This window comes from Achromobacter sp. D7-1, assembly GCF_059760445.1.
In genome coordinates this window covers 13,631-32,078 of sequence record NZ_JCBAMT010000080.1, presented here as the reverse complement: position 1 = coordinate 32,078, position 18,448 = coordinate 13,631, and the positions used below count along the sequence as shown (strand labels likewise).

Annotated in this window: 19 protein-coding genes and 1 tRNA gene; 10 read left to right on the top strand and 10 right to left on the bottom strand. The window is 65.6% G+C overall.

All coding sequences use genetic code 11. The features are described 5' to 3' along the window. Positions 1–28 precede the first annotated feature (28 nt). The 3 genes from AC6LKD_RS26200 to AC6LKD_RS26190 are packed head-to-tail and all read right to left on the bottom strand — an operon-like array spanning position 29 to position 3,911. Entirely contained in the window at positions 29–1,540 is a 1,512-nt protein-coding gene (locus AC6LKD_RS26200) for an AMP-binding protein (RefSeq protein ID WP_498117874.1), read from the bottom strand. Further along, positions 1,537–2,751, bottom strand: a complete 1,215-nt coding sequence (locus AC6LKD_RS26195) for a thiolase family protein (RefSeq protein ID WP_498117873.1) — start codon at positions 2,749–2,751, stop codon at positions 1,537–1,539. The genes AC6LKD_RS26200 and AC6LKD_RS26195 overlap by 4 nt, the downstream gene beginning before the upstream one ends. Before the next feature lie 26 nt (positions 2,752–2,777). Next, positions 2,778–3,911: an ABC transporter substrate-binding protein gene (locus AC6LKD_RS26190; protein WP_498117872.1), complete on the bottom strand. Its 1,134-nt coding sequence runs from the start codon at positions 3,909–3,911 to the stop codon at positions 2,778–2,780. A 122-nt stretch (positions 3,912–4,033) separates the two neighbouring features. Between AC6LKD_RS26190 and AC6LKD_RS26185 the strand changes: the two genes are divergently transcribed. Then, entirely contained in the window at positions 4,034–4,990 is a 957-nt protein-coding gene (locus tag AC6LKD_RS26185; RefSeq protein WP_498117871.1) for a LysR substrate-binding domain-containing protein, read from the top strand. A gap of 378 nt (positions 4,991–5,368) precedes the next feature. After that, positions 5,369–6,082 carry an autoinducer binding domain-containing protein gene (locus tag AC6LKD_RS26180; RefSeq protein ID WP_013393228.1) on the top strand — a complete coding sequence of 238 codons (714 nt, stop codon included), beginning with the start codon at positions 5,369–5,371 and terminating at the stop codon, positions 6,080–6,082. A 103-nt stretch (positions 6,083–6,185) separates the two neighbouring features. Here AC6LKD_RS26180 and AC6LKD_RS26175 read toward each other — a convergent pair. Further along, positions 6,186–6,261 (bottom strand) — tRNA-Ala (locus AC6LKD_RS26175). A 66-nt stretch (positions 6,262–6,327) separates the two neighbouring features. Continuing rightward, positions 6,328–7,110, bottom strand: coding sequence for an exodeoxyribonuclease III (xth, locus tag AC6LKD_RS26170; RefSeq protein WP_013393229.1), 783 nt, complete (start codon positions 7,108–7,110; stop codon positions 6,328–6,330). A 290-nt stretch (positions 7,111–7,400) separates the two neighbouring features. Between xth and AC6LKD_RS26165 the strand changes: the two genes are divergently transcribed. The 4 genes from AC6LKD_RS26165 to AC6LKD_RS26150 all read left to right on the top strand — a co-directional run bounded on the left by AC6LKD_RS26165 (position 7,401) and on the right by AC6LKD_RS26150 (position 9,094). Continuing rightward, positions 7,401–7,922 carry a sigma-70 family RNA polymerase sigma factor gene (locus AC6LKD_RS26165; protein WP_332013813.1) on the top strand — a complete coding sequence of 174 codons (522 nt, stop codon included), beginning with the start codon at positions 7,401–7,403 and terminating at the stop codon, positions 7,920–7,922. A 117-nt stretch (positions 7,923–8,039) separates the two neighbouring features. Continuing rightward, entirely contained in the window at positions 8,040–8,288 is a 249-nt protein-coding gene (locus tag AC6LKD_RS26160) for a DUF4880 domain-containing protein (RefSeq protein ID WP_332013814.1), read from the top strand. Positions 8,289–8,612: 324 nt separating this feature from the next. Continuing rightward, on the top strand, positions 8,613–8,858 hold the full coding sequence (locus tag AC6LKD_RS26155) for a hypothetical protein (protein ID WP_013393247.1): 246 nt from the start codon (positions 8,613–8,615) through the stop codon (positions 8,856–8,858). Between the two features lie 17 nt (positions 8,859–8,875). Continuing rightward, positions 8,876–9,094: a hypothetical protein gene (locus tag AC6LKD_RS26150; protein ID WP_013393248.1), complete on the top strand. Its 219-nt coding sequence runs from the start codon at positions 8,876–8,878 to the stop codon at positions 9,092–9,094. A gap of 49 nt (positions 9,095–9,143) precedes the next feature. Here the strand turns inward: AC6LKD_RS26150 and AC6LKD_RS26145 are convergent, their stop codons facing one another. Together AC6LKD_RS26145 and AC6LKD_RS26140 are read right to left on the bottom strand one after the other, a co-directional pair. Beyond that, positions 9,144–9,929 (bottom strand): 3-oxoacyl-ACP reductase, encoded by a 786-nt coding sequence (locus AC6LKD_RS26145; protein ID WP_492275578.1) that lies wholly within the window; start codon positions 9,927–9,929, stop codon positions 9,144–9,146. A gap of 18 nt (positions 9,930–9,947) precedes the next feature. After that, a complete protein-coding gene (locus AC6LKD_RS26140) occupies positions 9,948–10,751 on the bottom strand; it encodes a FadR/GntR family transcriptional regulator (RefSeq protein ID WP_013393250.1) in 804 nt (267 codons plus the stop codon). Positions 10,752–11,001: 250 nt separating this feature from the next. Between AC6LKD_RS26140 and AC6LKD_RS26135 the strand changes: the two genes are divergently transcribed. Continuing rightward, positions 11,002–12,438, top strand: a complete 1,437-nt coding sequence (locus AC6LKD_RS26135; RefSeq protein WP_085947864.1) for an aldehyde dehydrogenase family protein — start codon at positions 11,002–11,004, stop codon at positions 12,436–12,438. Positions 12,439–12,529: 91 nt separating this feature from the next. Next, the gene (locus tag AC6LKD_RS26130; protein ID WP_498117870.1) at positions 12,530–13,234 is read left to right on the top strand and encodes a riboflavin synthase subunit alpha; all 705 of its coding nucleotides are present in this window, start codon (positions 12,530–12,532) and stop codon (positions 13,232–13,234) included. Positions 13,235–13,267: 33 nt separating this feature from the next. Here AC6LKD_RS26130 and AC6LKD_RS26125 read toward each other — a convergent pair whose 3' ends face one another. From AC6LKD_RS26125 to AC6LKD_RS26115, 3 genes are all read right to left on the bottom strand, one after another. Then, the gene (locus AC6LKD_RS26125; protein WP_498117869.1) at positions 13,268–13,789 is read right to left on the bottom strand and encodes a 2'-5' RNA ligase family protein; all 522 of its coding nucleotides are present in this window, start codon (positions 13,787–13,789) and stop codon (positions 13,268–13,270) included. 63 nt (positions 13,790–13,852) lie between these two features. After that, complete coding sequence (locus AC6LKD_RS26120; protein WP_498117868.1) at positions 13,853–15,346, bottom strand: M81 family metallopeptidase; 1,494 nt, start codon at positions 15,344–15,346, stop codon at positions 13,853–13,855. 23 nt (positions 15,347–15,369) lie between these two features. Continuing rightward, entirely contained in the window at positions 15,370–16,671 is a 1,302-nt protein-coding gene (locus AC6LKD_RS26115) for an MFS transporter (RefSeq protein ID WP_498117867.1), read from the bottom strand. A gap of 193 nt (positions 16,672–16,864) precedes the next feature. Here AC6LKD_RS26115 and AC6LKD_RS26110 point away from each other — a divergent pair, with 193 nt between their 5' ends. Both AC6LKD_RS26110 and speG read left to right on the top strand, forming a co-directional pair. After that, positions 16,865–17,779 (top strand): LysR family transcriptional regulator, encoded by a 915-nt coding sequence (locus AC6LKD_RS26110; RefSeq protein ID WP_013393256.1) that lies wholly within the window; start codon positions 16,865–16,867, stop codon positions 17,777–17,779. Positions 17,780–17,836: 57 nt separating this feature from the next. Then, positions 17,837–18,421, top strand: a complete 585-nt coding sequence (gene speG / locus AC6LKD_RS26105) for a spermidine N1-acetyltransferase (protein WP_013393257.1) — start codon at positions 17,837–17,839, stop codon at positions 18,419–18,421. The last annotated feature ends 27 nt before the right edge of the window (positions 18,422–18,448 follow it).

Sequence of the window (18,448 nt, the reverse complement as noted above, 5' to 3'; positions counted from 1 at the left end):
GCGCCCGATGGCGCGCGCCGCGCCGCCATTACGGCGCGCGTAGCGCTTTCTTGTCCACCTTGTTGGCGCCCGTGTAGGGCAGGGCGTCCAGGATGCTGATCACGGCCGGCACCTTGTAGCGCGCCAGATTGGATTGGCAGTGCGCGATCAGCCCGGCTTCATCGACGGCCGCGCCCGCCCGCAGGACCACGAAGGCGCGGATGACCTCGCCGCGGTAGCTGTCCGGCCAGCCCACTGCAGCGGCTTCGGCCACGTCCGGATGCAGGTACAGCACCTCGTCGATCTCGCGGGGATACACGTTGTAGCCGCCGGAAATCACCAGGTCCTTCTTGCGGTCGCGGATGTACAGGAAACCGTCTTCCGCGTACTCGCCGATGTCGCCCGTGTATAGCCAGCCGTCGCGCAGCGTTTCGGCGGTGGCGTCGGGTCTGGCCAGATAGCCTTGCATGATCTGCGGTCCGCGCGCGCGGATTTCGCCGCGCTGGCCGGGCGGCAGCACGACCGTCCCCGTTTCCAGATCGACCACTTGCACTTCCGTGTTCGCGACAGGAGTGCCGACCGAGCCATGGCGGGTTCCGGCCGGCCCGTTGTAGGTGAGGATGGGGCCGGCTTCGGTCTGGCCATAGCCTTCGTAGATCGGCGCGCCCACGGCGGCCTCCCAGCGCCGGTGCACCTCTTCGGCCAGCGGCGCGGATCCCGAATAGCAGGCGCGCACGCTGGACCAGTCCGTATCAGCAAAACGCGGGTGCGATAGCAGGCCGGTATAGATGGTGGGGCTGCCGGGGAACAGCGTGATGCGCTCGCGCTCCACCGCAACGCAGACGTCGTCGGGCTGGTAGCGCGGCAGCAGCACCAGCGTGGCTGCTGCGCTGGCGGCCAGGAACAGTCCCATGGCCATGCCGTAGGAATGGAACAACGGCATGGCGCAAAGCACGCTGTCGGCGCCGCAGCGGGTGGGCAGGGCCAGTTCCCGTTGGAGCACATTGGTGGCGATGGCGTCGCGCCCGAGGATCACCCCCTTGGGCTGCCCGGTCGTGCCGCCGGTGTACTGCAATAAGGCCGGTGCCAGGGCATCGGCGTCGTCCTGCGGAGAATCCTCGTCGCCAGGCGCGGGCTCCATCCACGCGCGGGCCTCGTCCTCCGTGACCAGCCGGATACCTAGCGTCGCAGCCAGCGGTGCCGCGACGGCGGCCGACGGCGCATCGGCTATCAACAGTTCGGGCTGCGCGTCGCGCAGGATGAACTCCAGCTCGCGCGCCGTGTAGAGTGGGTTCAGGGGCACGTGCTGGTTGCCCGAGCATTGCAGCGCCAGCGTCAACACGCAGGCCAGGTCCGAGTTGCCCAGCAGCGTTGCGACCCGCGCGCCCGTGGCAGCCTGGACCCGCAGATGGCGGGCGGCCGCCCAGACTTCGGCGGCGTAGCGCCGGTAGTCGAGGCGGCGCGTGCCATAGACCAGGGCCGCGCGTTCGGGATAGTCGCGCGCCGCGCGGGCCAGCAGCGCGGGAATACGCGGAACTCCTTCCAGACCGAGGTCGCTCATCGTGCTGCTCCGGCAGCGTCCACGCGCAATACCACCGCCATGGCGCTGTCGCCGGCCGCGCATCCGGTGAACAGGCCCAGGCCGCCGCCGCGCTCGGCCAGCTCCTCGATGAGCTCGATGACGGACCGAAGGCCGGTCGGGCTCTGGGGGTGGCCCCACACCAGCGAGCAGCCATAGTTGTTCATGGCCATGACGTCGAACCCCGTGGCCCGCGCCAGCGCGATGTCGGACACCACAAAGGGATTGTGCGTCTTCACCGCGTGCAGGTCGGCCATCGCCAGGCCGGCGCGTTGCAGCGCGCTGCCGGCGGCTTCGATGGGTGCCTGCGGCATGTAGCCCTTTTCGGTGCGCGACTGGCCGAACGCCAGGATCTCGATGCCGATCTCGGGCCGGCGCGACCATTCTCGGGCGCGCGCGGCGGTCGCCAGGATCATGCCCGCATTGCCGTCCGCCGGATGGGTCTGGCCGCCATAGGTGATGGTGCCGCCGGGCAGCACCGGCGACAGGCGCGCCAGGCCTTCCGCCGTGGTGGCGTGGATGCCTTCGTCGCCTTCCAGCACCGCTGCGGTTTTCGCATAGCGTGCGTCGGGCACCTCGAAGGGCAGCGTCATGTAGTGCTGCTGGAAGCGGCGGCCGTCGGCGCAGGCCTGCGCATATTGCTCATAGCGGCGCAGGGTGACGGCATTCTGTTCGTCGGTGGAGATGCCATGGCGCTCGGCCACGCGCTCTCCGGTCTGCAGCATGGACAGGCCGCTCCAGGGATCGTGCGAAAAGTTGTCCAACACCCAGTTTTCGTGCGAGCCGGAGCCGCCAGGGCCGGCAGGATCGGGATGATAGAGCTGCGGGCCGTTGGACACGCGGTCAGCCATGAGGACCAGCGAGGTCTCTGCGTGGCCGAGCATGAGCTCGGCTGCGGCCGTGGCCAGGCCGCGCACCGAGGTGGCGCAGGCCTGCGAGACCACCGGTCCCGCCAGATGGGGCGCGCCCAGCATGCCGGCCACCCAGGGCAGGCCATAGAACGAGCCTTGTTGTGGCACCGAGCAGCCCAGCACCGCGCTTTGCAGCGCCGCGGGGGCGATGCCGCGGCGCTCCAGTTCCCGGCGCGCGGTCCAGGCCGCGAAGCGCAGGCTGTGCAGTCGCGACAGGCTGCCCTGCCAGCGCGAGAAAGGGGTGCTCCAATACACGCCATAAGGAATGTGTACGCCGGTCATGCGGACTCCTGCTGCAAAAGGGCGGCTCAGGGCAGGAACTGCCAGGCGCCCGAACGGGCCTGCATCAGCACGACGCCGCGCTCGTCCAGGCCGTTGTGGTTGGTGGGCGACATCATGTAGATGCCTTGGGTGCCGACGGTGCCCTGCAGGCTTTCCAGGGCGTCGCGCAGCGCCTGGCGGAAGGCCGGGGTGCCGGGCTGGGTGCCGTCCGGGATCTTGGCGACGGCCGCGTCCAGCAACAGGTAGGCGTCGTAGGTGTAGGGCGCGAAGGCATTGCGCGAGTCCGCGCCGTAGGTCGATTCATACTGCTGGGCGTAACGCGTGGCGACCGGTTTGATCGGGCTGTCCGCAGGCAGCTGCTCCACCACCTGCACCGGACCGCTGGGCACGATCACGCCATCCACACCCTTGCCGCCGAGTTTCAGGAAATCCTTGTTGATGACGCCATGCGTGTTGTATTGCACGCCCTGGTAGCCGCGCTCGCGCAGCGACAGATGGGGCAGGGCGCCCGGCGTACCCGATCCGCCGACCAGCACGGCGCCGGGGTTGAGCGAAACGATCTTCAGCACCTGGGCCGTGACCGAGTTGTCGGTGCGTGCGTAGCGTTCGTTGCTGAGCACCTTGATGCCGCGCTTGGCAGCCGATTCTTGCAGCGCGCGGTAGACAGCGTCGCCCCAGGCGTCCGAGAAGCCGATGTACGCCACGGTCTTCACGCCGCGCTTGACCATGTCGGCAGTCAGCGAGTCCACCATCAGGTCTATACCGTGGGCCACCACGAAGATCCATTCGGCTCGGTCGGGGCTGACCACAATGGGTGCCAGCGACAACTGCGGCGTGCGTGCTTCGCGGGCGACTTCCGTGACGGCCATCGAAGTCGGCACATTGCTCGGGCCGATGATGGCATCGACCTTGTTTTCGGTGACCAGTTTGCGTGCCGTCTTGACCGCCGATGACGGATCGGTCGCGTCGTCCAGCGCGATGTATTCCACCGGCTGGCCGCCCAGCGTCTTGGGCAGCAGCGGCACGGTGCTGCGATATAGCGAGCCCATCGAAGCACCTGGCCCGGTGCTGCTGGCGATCACGCCGATGCGGATGTCAGCGACAGCGGCGCAAGGCGCCAGGGCGCAGGCCAAGGCCAGCGCGGCAAGACGACGATACATGGCTATTCCCCTTTTTCTGGATATGGCCCGGCTAGCGGGATGACCCCAGTATGGGCGTATTGGCGATAACTGGATAATTGCGATTCCTTATCAATCGATAACCAACTATCCGGACCAAATCCATGTCGGAAACCCCCACCTTGCAGCAGCTGCGGTCGCGCCTGCGCATCCGCCATCTGGTCCTGCTGGACGAGCTGGGGCGGGTGGGCAATCTGCACCGGGCGGCCGAAGCGATGCACCTCAGCCAGCCTGCATTGAGCAAGCTATTAGGCGAGGCCGAGGCGCTGGCTGGCCAGCCTTTGTTCGAGCGTTCGCACCACGGCGTCGCGCCGACCGCGCTGGGCCTCTTGATGATCGACCGTGCGCGCCTGCTGCTCAACGAACTGGACGCGACCCACGCCGAACTGGCCGCCGCCGCCAACGGCGCGACCGGCAAGGTGCGGGCGGGCATTTTTCCCGTGGTGGCGCATCTGCTGGTGCCGCTTGCGGTGCAGCGCCTGCAAGAGACTCATCCCGCCTTGCGCATCGAGTTGTCCGAAGGCCTGGAGAAACAGCTGCTGCCGGCCTTGCGTGCGGGCGAACTGGACTGCGTTGTGGGACGGCTGGGGGTGGAGGGAGCGGACGCGGACCTGCAATGCGAAATCCTTTACGACGAGGCCACCGCCGTCGTCTGCGGCCCGGCGCATCCGCTGGCTGCGCGCCGCCGCCTGAGCGGCGCGGCGCTGGACCGCTGCCGCTGGGTGCTGCCATCGCGTAACGCGGCGCTCTACAGCATGGTCGCAGCCGCCGTCTCGGCGCGCGGCGCGGGCTTTCCGCAGGTCGCCATCGAATCGAGCGCCATCCTGACCATTGTTTCGCTATTGCAGCGGACCTCGCTGCTGTCCGCCGTTCCGCTGCGCGTGGCGCGGGCCCTGGCCGAAAACGGGCAGTTGGCGATCCTGCCGCTGGCCCTGCAGGCGCGGCTACACCCCGTGGGCATCATGACGCGGCGCGATGCGCGCGCCGCCGCCGCCGTTTCGCTGTTTCTGAATGCCTTGCGAGACGCGGCCACCACGATGCGCGCCGACGCAAGCGCCTGAAAATCGTCAGTCCTTCAGGCGGTCCTGGCCAGCGCGCAGACTCATCAGGGTTTGATGGGATCTAGGTCTCGTCCGGGGTCGTTCCGCGCCGATGGATTTCGGCGGCATGCCGTTTCTCCCGGGCCATTTCCAATCCCGCATCGCCGGCCGTCATTTTTAGAGTTCGGTGACCGGAAAAATATTATTAAAAAGCTGGAAACTCCATTTTCTCGCCGTCACCGAGGACTATATAAAAAGTGAAGTGGTAATCACATTTTATTATATTTTGAAATATTTCATGGGTTTAACTATATTGTGACAGCGGCGCTCATTTTTTGATTTTTCAGCCGTGCACCTTTCAAGTAATAGCGATGCAAATGCACGGGGACGGAATTTGGAATGAAGTCGTGGGCACAAGACCTTCTATTGACAACGAATAGCGCTACCTCGGAGCAAGCCGTTTTCACCAAGGTGGCGGCAGTAGCGCAAGAGCTGGGGTTTTCTTATTGCGCATATGGTTTGCGGGCTGCCCTGCCGTTTACCAACCCTCAGTTCGTAATGATCAGCGATTATCCGATCGCATGGCAGGAACGCTACGCACAGGCGCGCTACCTGGAAATCGATCCCACCGTGAAACATTGCAGCCGCTCCTCGATACCTATCGTATGGTCGGACAGGGTGTTTGCCGAAACGCCCGAACTTTGGGACGAGGCACAGGCGGTTGGACTCTGCGTAGGATGGTCTCAGTCGAACCTTGACGCATACGGAACCGGGGGCATGCTGACGCTGGCCAGGCAGAAGGAGCAGCTCTCCGATGCGGAACTGCTCAGCAAGGAATTGCGGATGCGATGGCTGGTGACGGCGGCGCACTTGGCATTCAGCAAGGTATTGCTGCCGCGATTCAAATTGGCGCCCAATGTGCCGCTGACTCGTCGCGAGACCGAAATTCTAAAATGGGCGGCGGATGGAAAGACCAGCAGCGACGTGTCCGAAATACTGGCAATTGCCGAGTCTACGGTCAGATTTCATACGAAGAACGCGATCTCCAAGCTCGGCGCCCGGAATCGGACAGCAGCCGTCGCGCGCGCCGCGCTGCTAGGACTCCTGAGTTGACCTTTGGGTGCGGGATTGAGGTCCCGCAGACGCCAAGACCGAGCCATCAAGCAAAACAGGGCACTACATCGCTAAATGTAGTGCCCTGTCTTGGCGGGAATCTTGGTGGAGCGGAGGAGGATCGAACTCCCGACCTTCGCATTGCGAACGCGACGCTCTCCCAGCTGAGCTACCGCCCCAATGAAGCAAGACCAAGAATATACAGGAATATTCCTGGCCTGCGCAACATGCCGCCAAACAAAAAATCAGGCGAATTCCAAGGTCGCAATGACCGGCGCATGATCGGACGGCTGCTCGTTGCGGCGCGGCTCCTTGTCGATGGCGCAGGCGATGCAACGCTTGACCAGCGGGGCGGACAAAAGGACATGATCGATGCGCAGGCCGGCGTTGCGGCGGAACGCGAACTGGCGATAGTCCCACCAGCTGAAGGATTTCTCCGGCTGCTCGAAGAGGCGGAAGGAATCCGCCAACCCCAGGTCGAGCAGGGCGCCGAAAGCCTTGCGTTCCGGTTCGGACACCAGCACCTGGCCTTCCCATTTCTCAGGGTTGTGCACGTCTTCGTCGGCCGGCGCGACGTTGTAGTCACCCAGCACCGCCAGCCGGGGGTACTGCTTGATTTCGTCGGCCAGCCAGGCGCGCATGGCCTCGAACCAGTCCAGCTTGTAGGCGTACTTGTCCGAGCCCACGGCCTGGCCGTTGGGACAGTAGGCGCAGACCACGCGCACGTCGCCTTCGGGGCTGGGAAAAGTCAGCGCCAGGACGCGCTGCTGCGGGTCTTCGTAGCCGGGGATGTTGCGCACCATGGACGTGCCGGGCACGCGCGAAATGATGGCAACGCCGTTATAGGTTTTCTGGCCGGCCCAGACAGCGTGGTAGCCGGCTTCGGTGAAGGCGGCCTCGGGGAACTTGTCATCCGTGAGCTTGAGTTCCTGGATGCACAGGACGTCGACCGGATTGGCTGCCAGCCAGTCCAGCACCTGCGGCAGGCGCACGTTCAGGGAGTTCACGTTCCAGGTGGCTAATTTCATGTTTCGCGTAGACCGTTTGTTGATGTGGTTCTCTGGGATGCCGTCCGCCAAAACTCGTGTAGGCGACATGTCTGGCGACAGATCCGGGGGCGGGCTTGGCGGCCGCTGGGGATAGAGGCAGATGATACCGTGGCCGCGCAGCCGGGGCCGACGCGCGTCCGCGCTGAAGCCCAGTCCGAGGCTTGCGGGACCGCGTCGCGGCGATGGACAGGGGCTTTTTCGTTGATGTTTATTTTTCTCGATATTTTGCTTTTACACGTCACCATCAATCTGTATGCGGAGGCACTTCGATGTCCATGGGTACGCAGGGAGCGGGGCTTGGAGACGTTTTTATTGCCCATCGGGCGCAACTCCGCCGTATCGCGCAAAGAATCGTCGGCACTCCAGAAATCGCGGACGAAGTGACTCAAGACGCCTATTTGAAACTCATGGAAGGATCGTGCGCGCGCGATGTCAGCAAGCCCTATAGCTACTGCTGCCAGGTGGTCCGCAATCTGGCGCTGGACCATTGCCGTCGCCAGGCCGTCGAATCGACATACCGCATCTACACGGACGACGGGGAATTGCCTCAGGTGGCCGGCGGCTGCGTGCCGGACCGGCGCTTTCAGGAACGCCAAGTGATCGATGCCATCGACCAGATCCTCGGCACCTTGCCAACCAGGACGCGGCGCGCTTTCGAACTCTACAGGTTGGGCGGCTTGACGCAGCGGGAGGTCGCTCGGCAAATGGGCTGCTCGGCCACGCTTGTGAACTTCATGCTCCGCGACGCGACCCAAGCCGTCGCTTGCTGCCGGGATTTGTTGGAGGTGTGACGGCGCGGCCATCAGGCTGACGTCGTTGAGCGCGAAGGGGGCGGTCGCGAAAGCTATTGCTTAAATTTTTTGCTATACGATAGCGCCACCTGGTCTTCCAGCTATACGAGGTAGCCGATGCGCGATGACGTGATTCCAAATCAGGATCCGGTTTGGGATATCGCCTGGTCCTGGGTGTTGCGCCTGCACGAGCGCGAGACCTTCGACGCAAGAGCCAAAACGGACCTGGCCCAATGGCTTGCCGCCGATGCCGCCCATCGCCAAGCCTACGACAAGGCTGGCCGCCTGTGGTCGATGGCCGGCCTGGTTCCTCCCGTCAGCGATATTGACATCCCAGGCTCCGCGGAGCGCGACGGCCCGGTCTAGCCCGCAGGCCTTTTCCCACTGCCTCTCCCTTGAAGCGATGCCGCGCTACGGCGCTTGCGCCTCCTTCCCGCGGCGGTGGCCATGCTGTCGAGTACTGGCTTGGTGATCTGGTGGGAGAAACGTCAGGGACGGCGGCACGCGGCGTCATCCAGATAGTTTATGTGTGAATGTTTATTTCCATGGCGCTCGCTGCGGCCTGCCGGAGATGATCCGTCCCGGTTGCGAGCGGTAGATATACAAAATGTTCTATTTTTTGCGGTTTTCTAATCCCTGAGATTTGACCGCGCGTCTACGCTCCCTACAGTTCCCTGAACGGAGAGGAGTATGAAGCCCCTTGATTTGGATCAGATTTCTCCTGGCGCGGCCGGCATTCCCAGCGTTCCCATCGTGGGTTGGCTGCTGGACGGACCGCAACCCGAGTTCACCGACATCGTCAGCGTCGCGCGCCAATGGATGGCGGATGGGCGGCGCGTTGCGGAAGTGGTGCGGGCGCAGGACTCTCAGGGAACGCCCAAGATGGGGCCGGGACGCAGCGTGATGCGTGCCTGCGCCATCGCGGGCCGGCGCTGAGGCGCGGGGAGAAAACCATGAGAACCGGAGTGATCAGGCTCAACGGCCACCAACTCGAATACGAACTCAGGCCGCTTGCCGCTCAGCAGGGCTACGAGGCCTGGGTGCGCACGGCGCCAGGCCGCGCATGGACGCGTATCGGCGTGGGTGATTCCGCCTTCGTGACCGAGGACGCCGCGCTCAAGGGCATCAAGTTCGCGGCCGTCGAAATCAGCGCCAGGCGCCTGCAGGCATAGCGCCGCGCGCCAAGCAGAAAGATGTAGCGCCGGCCAGGCGCTTCATGGCTCAGCCCTTCACCAGTCCACCGTCGACGATCAGGTTCTGCCCCGTCACTGCGCGCGACCAGGGGCTGGCGAAGAACAGCACGGCGTCGGCGAATTGCTCAGGCGTGGTGACCTCGCGCAGCGGCGTGCCGGCGGCAATCATGTCGAAGACCGCGTCCGGCGTGGCCGCCGAGGCGTCGGTGGTGCGCAGCAAGCCTCCCGAAACCATGTTGACGGTGATGCCGTCGGCGCCCAGTTCATGCGACAAAGTGCGGGTGAAGGCCAGCAGCGCGGCCTTGGCCGCAGTGTAGTCGTGGTACGGCACCACCGGGTTCTGGACCAGGTTGGTACCCACGTTGATGATGCGTCCGCCGCCTGCGGCGCGCATGCCGGGCAGGGCGGCCTGGGTGGTGTTGAGCGCGGCGCGCACGCTGCCTTCCAGCTGCGCGTTCATCTGCGCCCAGTCGAGCGCGCCGGCTTGCGGGCGGGCATCGCCATTGAACTGGAAGGCGGGCAGGGCGTTGTTGACGACCGTGGCCACGGGCTGGCCGAAATGCGCGCTGGCTTGTGCGAACATGGCCGCGACGGCGGCCGGGTCGCGCACGTCGGCCTGCACTGCGAGGGCGCGGTCCGGCGCGCTGGCGGCCAGGGCCTGCGCGCGCTCGGCGCTGTTCAGATAATTGACGACGACCTTGGCGCCTTCGCGCAGGAAAGCGCGCGCAATGGCGGCGCCCAGGCCGCGGCTGGCGCCGGTGACGATGACGAGTTGCTGGTTCAGGTCCAGGGACGGGCGTTGTTGCGATGACATGTAGCTAAGGCTTCCTGCTCAGTGTTCCGAGCCGCTGTTGAGCATGCGGCTCCGGGCTTTTTCGATATGGGCGCGCATGACGTTGCGCGCGCCTTCGGCGTCCTGTTCCTGGATCAGCCGGTAGATGTGGCGGTGTTCCTCGATGGCGGCGCGGGTGCGCTTCCAGGGTTGGCTGTGGACCAGGTGCCGCATGACGTTCACGGCATGGCTGACGTCGTATTCCAGCGACTTCAGCACCTGCACGAAGCGCTGGTTGCTGGTGGCTGCGGCAATGGCGCGGTGGAATCCGTAGTCGTGGTGGTGGGCGATGGCGCCGGAGGCGTCGGCTTCTTCGTAGCCGGTCAGCATGCGGTCCATGTCGCGCAGGTCTTCGTCGGTGCGGCGCAGGGCGGCCAGGTAGGCGCATTCGGGTTCGATCACCATGCGCAGTTCCAGGCCTTCCAGGATGTGGCCGACGCGCCTTGCGGGGTCCACTGCGGGCATGCCGCCCATCAGGTCGGGCTTGGCGCGCACATAACTGCCCGAGCCGCGGATGGAATCCACCAGTTGGTCCTCGCGCAGCCGGTCCAGCGCCTGGCGCACGACTGGCCGCGAGACTTCGAACAGGGCGGCCAGCTCCAGCTCCGTGGGCAGCTTGCTGCCGGGCGCGATCTTGCCGGTGGCGATGGCATAGAACAGGCTTTCGTAGACGCGCTCGGCAAAGCGTTCGGCGCGCACATAGCCCAGGCCCGAGGCCACTTCCGCCAGCACGTCCAGTTCGGGGCGAGGGCGGTTCACGGCTTCCAGCAGCGATTCAAGCTGCGGATCACGGACATTGCTCATGGGCGCTCCTGCTCTATCTATATACCCGGGCTTGTCAGTCGCCGTGACAAATTCGGGGTGGCGTTAAGCCACTGAATTATTAGGGATTACCCCAGGTGAACAGAAAATATCCTGACCCTTGGGACAAAAGCTGTCAATTCAATTGACAAGTTACGAGCCGCTCCCGTACCTTGGCTCGAAGCCAGAACGCGACTCGCGCGCGACGCCAATTTCCCGCAACCGGCCGTCCGGCCGCTACTTTACTCCGCACATCGTGACTCAGAAGAACTTTATCGCCAACCAATGGGTGGAAGCTGCCACCGGCGCAACCATTCCCGTCCTGAACCCGTCCGATGGCGCGCCTTTCGAGGCAATCGCGCGTTCCACCGCCGAGGACGTGGACCGCGCCGTGACTGCGGCACGCGAGGCTTTTGAAGGCGAGTGGGGCCAGATGGCGCCCGCCGCGCGCAGCCGCCTTTTGATGCGCATCGCCTTCGCGCTGCTGGAGCGCCAGGAAGAGCTGGCGCAGCTGGAATCGGCCGACACCGGCAAGCCCATCAAGCAGGCGCGCGCCGACGCCGCCGCCGTGGCGCGCTACTTCGAGTTCTATGCCGGCGCGGTCGACAAGCTGCACGGCGAGACCATTCCCTACACCCCGGGCTTCACCGTGCTGACGGTGCGCGAAGCGCATGGCGTCACCGGCCATATCGTGCCGTGGAACTACCCGCTGCAGATCTTTGGCCGCAGCGTGGGCGCGGCCTTGGCCGCCGGCAATGCCTGCGTGGTCAAGCCTGCGGAGGATGCCTGCCTGTCGCTGCTGAAGCTGGCGGAAATCGCCGCTGAAGTCGGCCTGCCTGCCGGCGCGCTGAATATTTGCACGGGCTATGGCCACGAGGCCGGCGCGGCGCTGTCCGCCCATCCCGGCATCGACCATATTTCGTTCACCGGTTCGCCGCAGACGGGCAAGATGGTGGCGCATGCCGCCGCCGAAAACCACGTGCCGGTCACACTGGAACTGGGCGGCAAGTCGCCCCAGATCGTGTTCGACGATGCCGACCTGGACGCCGCCATGCCGGTGCTGCTGGCCGCCATCATCCAGAACGCGGGCCAGACCTGCTCGGCTGGCAGCCGCGTGCTGATCCAGCGCGGCGTGTACGAGACCGTGCTCAAGCGCCTGTCGGACGCGTTTTCGGCCACCGTGACCGGTCCGGCCGCGGCCGACCTGGACGTGGGTCCGCTGATCAACGCGCGCCAGCAGGACCGCGTGCGCGGCTTCCTGGCCGAAGCCGAGGCTGAAGGCATGAAGGTCGCCGCCCGCGGCCAGCTCAAGGAAGGCACGCCCGAGGCCGGCTTCTACCAGCCTCCGGTGCTGTTCCGCGACGTGCCGCCCAACAGCCGCCTGGCGCAGGAAGAAGTCTTCGGCCCGGTGTTGGCCGCCATGGTGTTCGACACCGAGGAAGAGGCGCTGGCAATCGCCAATGGCACGCTGTATGGCTTGGTGGCCGGCGTCTGGACCCGCGACGGCGGCCGCCAGTTGCGCCTGGCGCGCAAGCTGCGCGCTGGCCAGGTGTTCATCAACAACTACGGTGCCGGCGGCGGTGTGGAACTGCCCTTCGGCGGTTCGCGCCAATCGGGCTATGGCCGCGAGAAGGGCTTTGAAGCGCTGTACGGCTTCACCACCCTGAAGACGATCGCCATCCGCCACTGATCCCGGCTGCGGGCAGCGCGGCCCCTGGCAAAATATCGGTTAACGTTGATGTTTTGCTTCAGGGGCGCGCCGCCCCGCATTCAGGATCCGTATGTTCACCGGTATTGTTCAAGGCACCGCGAAGATCGCCAAGATCGCGGATCGCGAAGGCCTGCGCACTTTCACGCTGGATTTCCCCCCTGGTTTTTGCGAGGACCTGGCCATCGGCGCCAGCGTGTCGACGGATGGCGTCTGCCTGACCGTCACGGAAATCCTGTCCGAGAACCAGGCCACCTTCGACGTCATGCTGCAAAGCCTGGCCATCACCACGTTGGGCAGCTACCACGAGGGCGGTCGCGCCAACGTCGAGCGGGCTGCCAAGGATGGCGCCGAGATCGGCGGCCACCCCTTGTCCGGACACGTGGATTTCACCTCCGAAGTCGTGATGGTGAAGTCGTCCGACACCAACCGCCTGATGCGCTTCAGCATCCCGGAGGCCTTTCGCAAGTACGTCTTCGCCAAGGGCTATATCGCCATCAACGGCGCCAGCCTGACCGTATCGGACGTCAATCGCGCCGAAGGCTGGTTCGAGGTCTGGCTGATTCCGGAAACCCGCCGCATGACGGTGTTCGAGGACAAGCAGGTGGGTGATTTCGTCAACATCGAGATCGAGCGCAGCACCCAGGTGGTGGTCGATACCGTGCGCGAAACCGTGCAGGAAAGCCTGGGCAAGCTGCAGCCGTTGCTGGAAGCCATCCTGAAGGAAAAGGGCCTGACGCTGGAGGACTTCGTCAGCCCGCAGGCCAAGCTGAAGTAGTCCGTCGCGCAGGGGCGGGTGCGGTCCCGCCCTTCAGCCGGAAAGGCGCGCCGACGTCAGGTCGGTGATCACGCCGTTTTCCAGGACCGCCATCGTCAACCTGTCGATCGAGCCGCGGATGTCGAGTCCGTTGCGGTTCAGTTCGTCGCACAGGGATTTCATCAGCGCGCGGTTGGTGGACGCCCCCAGGGTGATGTGCGGGACATAGGGGATATCCAGGCGCAAGGTCGGCGCCAGCACCTGGCGGTACAAGGCGTCGTGCAGGCGCGCCAGCTGGCTGTGGCCTTCGTCGGGGACCAGGTGCACATACGCATGCGCCGCGTCCGCGCCCAGCATGGCGTAGCGGCAGACGAAGTCTATCGGGCCGTGCAGGCGGGCGACCTCTTCGAGGTGCAGCTGGTAGGCCTGTTCATCGATGCCGGCGCAGCCGAACGCCATGGTGAAGTGCGCCTTCACCAGCGGGTGTTGGCCGTCATGCTGGCACCGGAACTCCTCGATGAACCCGGAGTCCGGCGCGCCGAGGCGGGGGTAGGCGAGCGTAAAGAGCTTCTTCATGCCGCCAGTCTGCCACTGCGCTGCGTGAAAGCAAACCCCGCCGGCGCGCGGCGGGGGCGGCGCTCAATAAGAGAACGGCTTGCCTTGCGGACGCACGCGGATGCCCGGCTGCAGCCGGGTCCAGGGCAGGTCGGCCGGATCGGCCTGCATGGGGCCGGGCGCCTTGGCCACCAGCACTTCGTGGGCGATGGGCTGGAAGTCCGCGCGGAAGTGCACGGAACTCTTCACCACCAGGATCGCCATCTCCTCGGGCTGCACGCCGCCCACGCGGAACAGGTTGCGGTCCAGCATTTGCGACTTGGTGGCGCTGACCACCACCCGCACGCCGCCGATCCGCAGGCCGGCCACGGCTTCCAGGTCCACGTCCATGCCGTTCATCATCGGCCCGTCAAAGCGCAGCTTGCCGGGCGACAGCGTTTCGACCAGGAACTCGCCTTCGAAGGCCGAGTCGCCGGCCACGCCGGATTGGCCGCCCAAGCTGAGGCGGACCTTGCTGCCGATTCCGGCCGCTGTGGCCAGGCGTACGGCTTCGGGGTCGCAGAACAACCCTAGCGCGGCGTTTTGCGCATCGGCTTCCACCAGCGCGCGCAGCATGCCGGTGGTGTTGGCGTCGCCGCCCGCGCCCGGGTTGTCCTGCGTATCCGCGATGACCACGGGACGCGATGCGCCCGCCGCCAGGGCCTGCGCACGGCGCACCGCTTCGGACGGTTCAAGGAAGTCGGGCGACCATTGCGGTTCCAGTTCCAGCACGCGCTGATACAGGGTTTCGGTCACGCGTTCGACCGCCGCTACGTCGGTGCCGTAGGCCCAGACCACCGGGCCGCACTCGGGGAAGTCGGCCGCCGGAAAGCCGGGCGCGAACGAGATGGAGGCCACGCCCGGAGTCTGCTCCAGGCTTTCCAGCAGTTCGTACACGCCCTTGGACGGCTGCAGCATCGTGCACATGCCGTTGATCGGAATCAGGAAGGGCAGGCGCCGCTGGCTGCGGCTCCAGTTGTCGCCAGCCGCGATGCGGGCCTGCAGCAGGCGCGCCGCGTGCACGCCGGTGTCGGCCATGTCCACGTGCGGGTAGGTGCGGAACGCGGCCAGGCCGTCGGCTTCCTGCAGCATCTGCGCGGTGACGTTGGCGTGCAGGTCCAGGCTGGCGATCACCGGCACGCCGGGGCCGACGATCTGGCGCAGGCGCGCCAGCAGTTCGCCTTCACCATCGTCCAGGTGCTCGGCGACCATGGCGCCGTGCAGGTCGAGGTAGATGGCGTCGTAGCTGCCGCTGCGGGCGGCGTCCAGGATTTCGCCGGTGATGCGTTCGTAGGCGTCGCGCGTGACGTGGGCCGAGGGGCTGGCGCCCGCCCAGATCACGGTTTCCACCGTGTGACCCTGGGCCAGTACCGCATTGATGAAGCCGCCGGCGGGAATGTTGACCTCGCGCAGCGCCAGCATGTCCTTGCCGCGTACCATGGCCGGGAAGCCTTCGCCGCGCACGAAGTTGTCATAGGCGGCGAGCGAGGGCGCGAAGGTGTTGGTTTCGTGCTGGAAGCCAGCAACCAGAATATGCATGATCGTTTCCTGTGGGTCGGACTTCAGGCGCGGGCGGGCGCGGAACGGGGCGGACGGTTCACCAGCAGCAGCAGGGCGCCTGCCACCAGCAAGGCGGAGATCACGTACAGGCCGCCAGCCAGCGTGCCGGTGGCCTGCTTGGACCAGCCGATGATGGACGGGCTGAGGAAGCCGCCGAGCAGTCCGATGCTGTTGATGAGCGCGATGCCGCCGGCCGCCGCTTCGCCCTTGAGGTACTGCGAAGGAATCGCCCAGAATACCGTGTAAGAGGCCCACATGAAGCCCGTGGCCAGCGTGATGGCCGTCAGGGATAGCGCAAATTGCGTGGGGGCGGCGGTGGCCACGCACAGCGATACGCCGGCCAGCAGAGCGGGAATCAGGGTGTGCCAGCGCCGTTCCTGCATGCGGTCCGAGCTGCGCGCGAACCACAGCATGAAGGCGGCCGCGGCGATGTAGGGAATGGCGGAATACAGGCCGATTTCCATGGTGTCCTGCACGCCGGCCAGCTTGAGCAGCGTGGGCAGCCAGAAGCTCACGGCATAGATGCCGCAGATCAGGCAGAAGTACGTCAGGGCCATGCCATAGATGGCCGGGTCGCGCAGCACCTGCTTGAAGGCGTGCTTCTGCTGCGCGCCGCGGGTTTCCAGGTCAGCGGCCAGCAGCGCCTTTTCCTCGGCGCTGAGCCACTTGGCCTCGGCCGGCTTGTCGTCCAGGTAGCGGTAGGCCACCACGCCCAGCAGCACGCAGGGCAGGCCTTCCAGCAGGAACATCCATTGCCAGCCGTCCAGGCCGTGCGCGCCCGAGAACGCGGTCATGATCCAGGCCGATACCGGGCCGCCGACGATGCCGCCGATGGGGCCGGCCAGCATCACCACCGCCATGACGCCGGCCATGCGCGACTGCGAGTACCAATAGGTCAGGTAGAAGATCATGCCGGGCGCGAAGCCGGCTTCGAACACGCCCAGCATGAAGCGCAGGATGTAGAAGCTCCATTCGCCCTGCACGAACAGCATCGAGGCCGAGGTCAGGCCCCACAGCACCATGATGCGGCTGATCGTGCGGCGCGCGCCGATGCGGGTCAGCAGCAGGTTGCTGGGCACTTCGAACAGGACATAGCCCAGGAAAAAGATGCCGGCGCCCAGGCCGTAGACCGCATCCGAGATGCCGATGTCCTGCTGCATCTGCAGCTTGGCGAAGCCGATGTTGATGCGGTCCAGGTAGGCAAAGACGTAACAGAGCAGCAAGAAGGGCAGCAGGCGCCACGTGATCTTGCGGTACAGGGGGGCCAGGCGCGGGTCCGTGCCCGGCGTGGTCGGATGGGGCATTGCATGTCTCCTCGCGCGGGTCTGGCGCCCGCGCTGGCTGGGGTTGGGCCGGAATCCTCGTGGTTTCCGGGCCGCCATATTGGAAGACTGCGGCGTTCCGAACAATGACCGGGGTGATAAATTATCGTTGCCCTATGGGCAACACTCGAATCAACTTCAACCGGCGCGCCCCAGCGCCCCAGGAACGCGGGATATGCAGGAAATCAGCCAGGTCCGCCTGAAGTACTTCAACGAGGTCATGGCCTGCGGCTCGATCCGGGGGGCGGCCGACAAGCTGGATACGGCGGCCTCCGTCATCAGCCGGCAGATACAGCTGCTGGAAAAGGAGCTGGGCGTGCAGCTGTTCGAGCGGCGCTCGCGCGGGCTGACGCCTACCGAGGCCGCCGACATGCTGCTGGAGTACCACCGCGGCTGCCGCGCGCAGCAGGAACACCTGAACGCGCGCCTGCAGGAATTGCGCGGCATGCAGCGCGGCAACGTGCAGCTGATGATCAGCGAGGGCTTCATCGACGGCCTTATGGAGCACGTGGTCGGGCCGTTCTGCATCGAGTATCCGCAGATCAATATCAGCGTCAATGTGGGTTCCGTGAATGAAGTGGTCGAGGCGGTGGCCTCGGATGCGGCCCACATCGGGCTGGCCTACAACCCGCCCGTGGATCCGCGGCTGCGCTGCCGCGCCAGCCGCAAGCATCCAGTCTGCCTGCTGGCGGGCCGCGGCCACGCGCTGGCCGCAAGGCGCGGGCCGCTGACCATCGCCGACATCCTGCCGTACCCGTTCGCGCTGATGTCCGCGCCCTATGGGCTGCGCCAGGCGGTGGACCTGCTGGAATTCACCGAGCGCATCCATCTGACGCCCAGCCTTACCACCAACTCGTTACGCGTGCTGAAGCAGTACGCGATGACGGGGGCGGGCGTGACCTTGATGCCCAACCTGGGCGTGCACCATGAACTGGCCAGCGGCGAACTGGTCGCGATTCCCATCGCGCATCCGATCCTGAGCGCGCCGGAATGCCAGGCGCTGCTGCGCCTGGGGCGGCCGCTGTCGTCCGCCGCCAACGAGGTCATGCGCCGCATAGAACAACGCCTGCCGGCGTTCTCGGGCGGCTGAGCGCCAGCGCGTCGGGCCGCGTCCGCTTACAATGGGCGCACTTTCGGAGGTATCACCATGTCGGTCACAACCGATATCAAAATACGCCCCCTGGAGCGTGGCGACCTGCACTTCGTGCACAAGATCAACAATAACGACGTCATCATGCGTTATTGGTTCGAAGAGCCCTACGAGGCCTACGACGAACTGGTTGCCCTGTATGACCGCCACTTGCACGACCAGAACGAGCGGCGCTTCATCATCGAGCACGACACCGGGCAACCCGCCGGCCTGGTCGAGCTGGTGGAAATCGATTACATCCACCGCCGCGCCGAATTCCAGATCATCATCGCGCCCAGCTATCAGGGCCGGGGCTACGCCAAGGCGGCGACCCGCATCGCGGTGGGCTACGCCTTCCGCGTGCTGAACCTGCACAAGGTCTATCTGGTGGTGGACAAGGACAACACCGCGGCCGTGCACATCTACGAGCGCTGCGGCTTCCAGATCGAAGGGCTGTTGAAGGAGGAGTTCTTTTCCAACGGCGGCTACCGCGACGCCTACCGCATGGCGCTGCTGCAGCACGACCATCTGCGCGATGTCGGTCCCGGCGCGCCGGATGCGCCGGTGTTGCGCGACTGGCCGCAGGAAGAGCAGGCGGGCTGAAACCTGCTTTTACCGGCGGCCATGCTT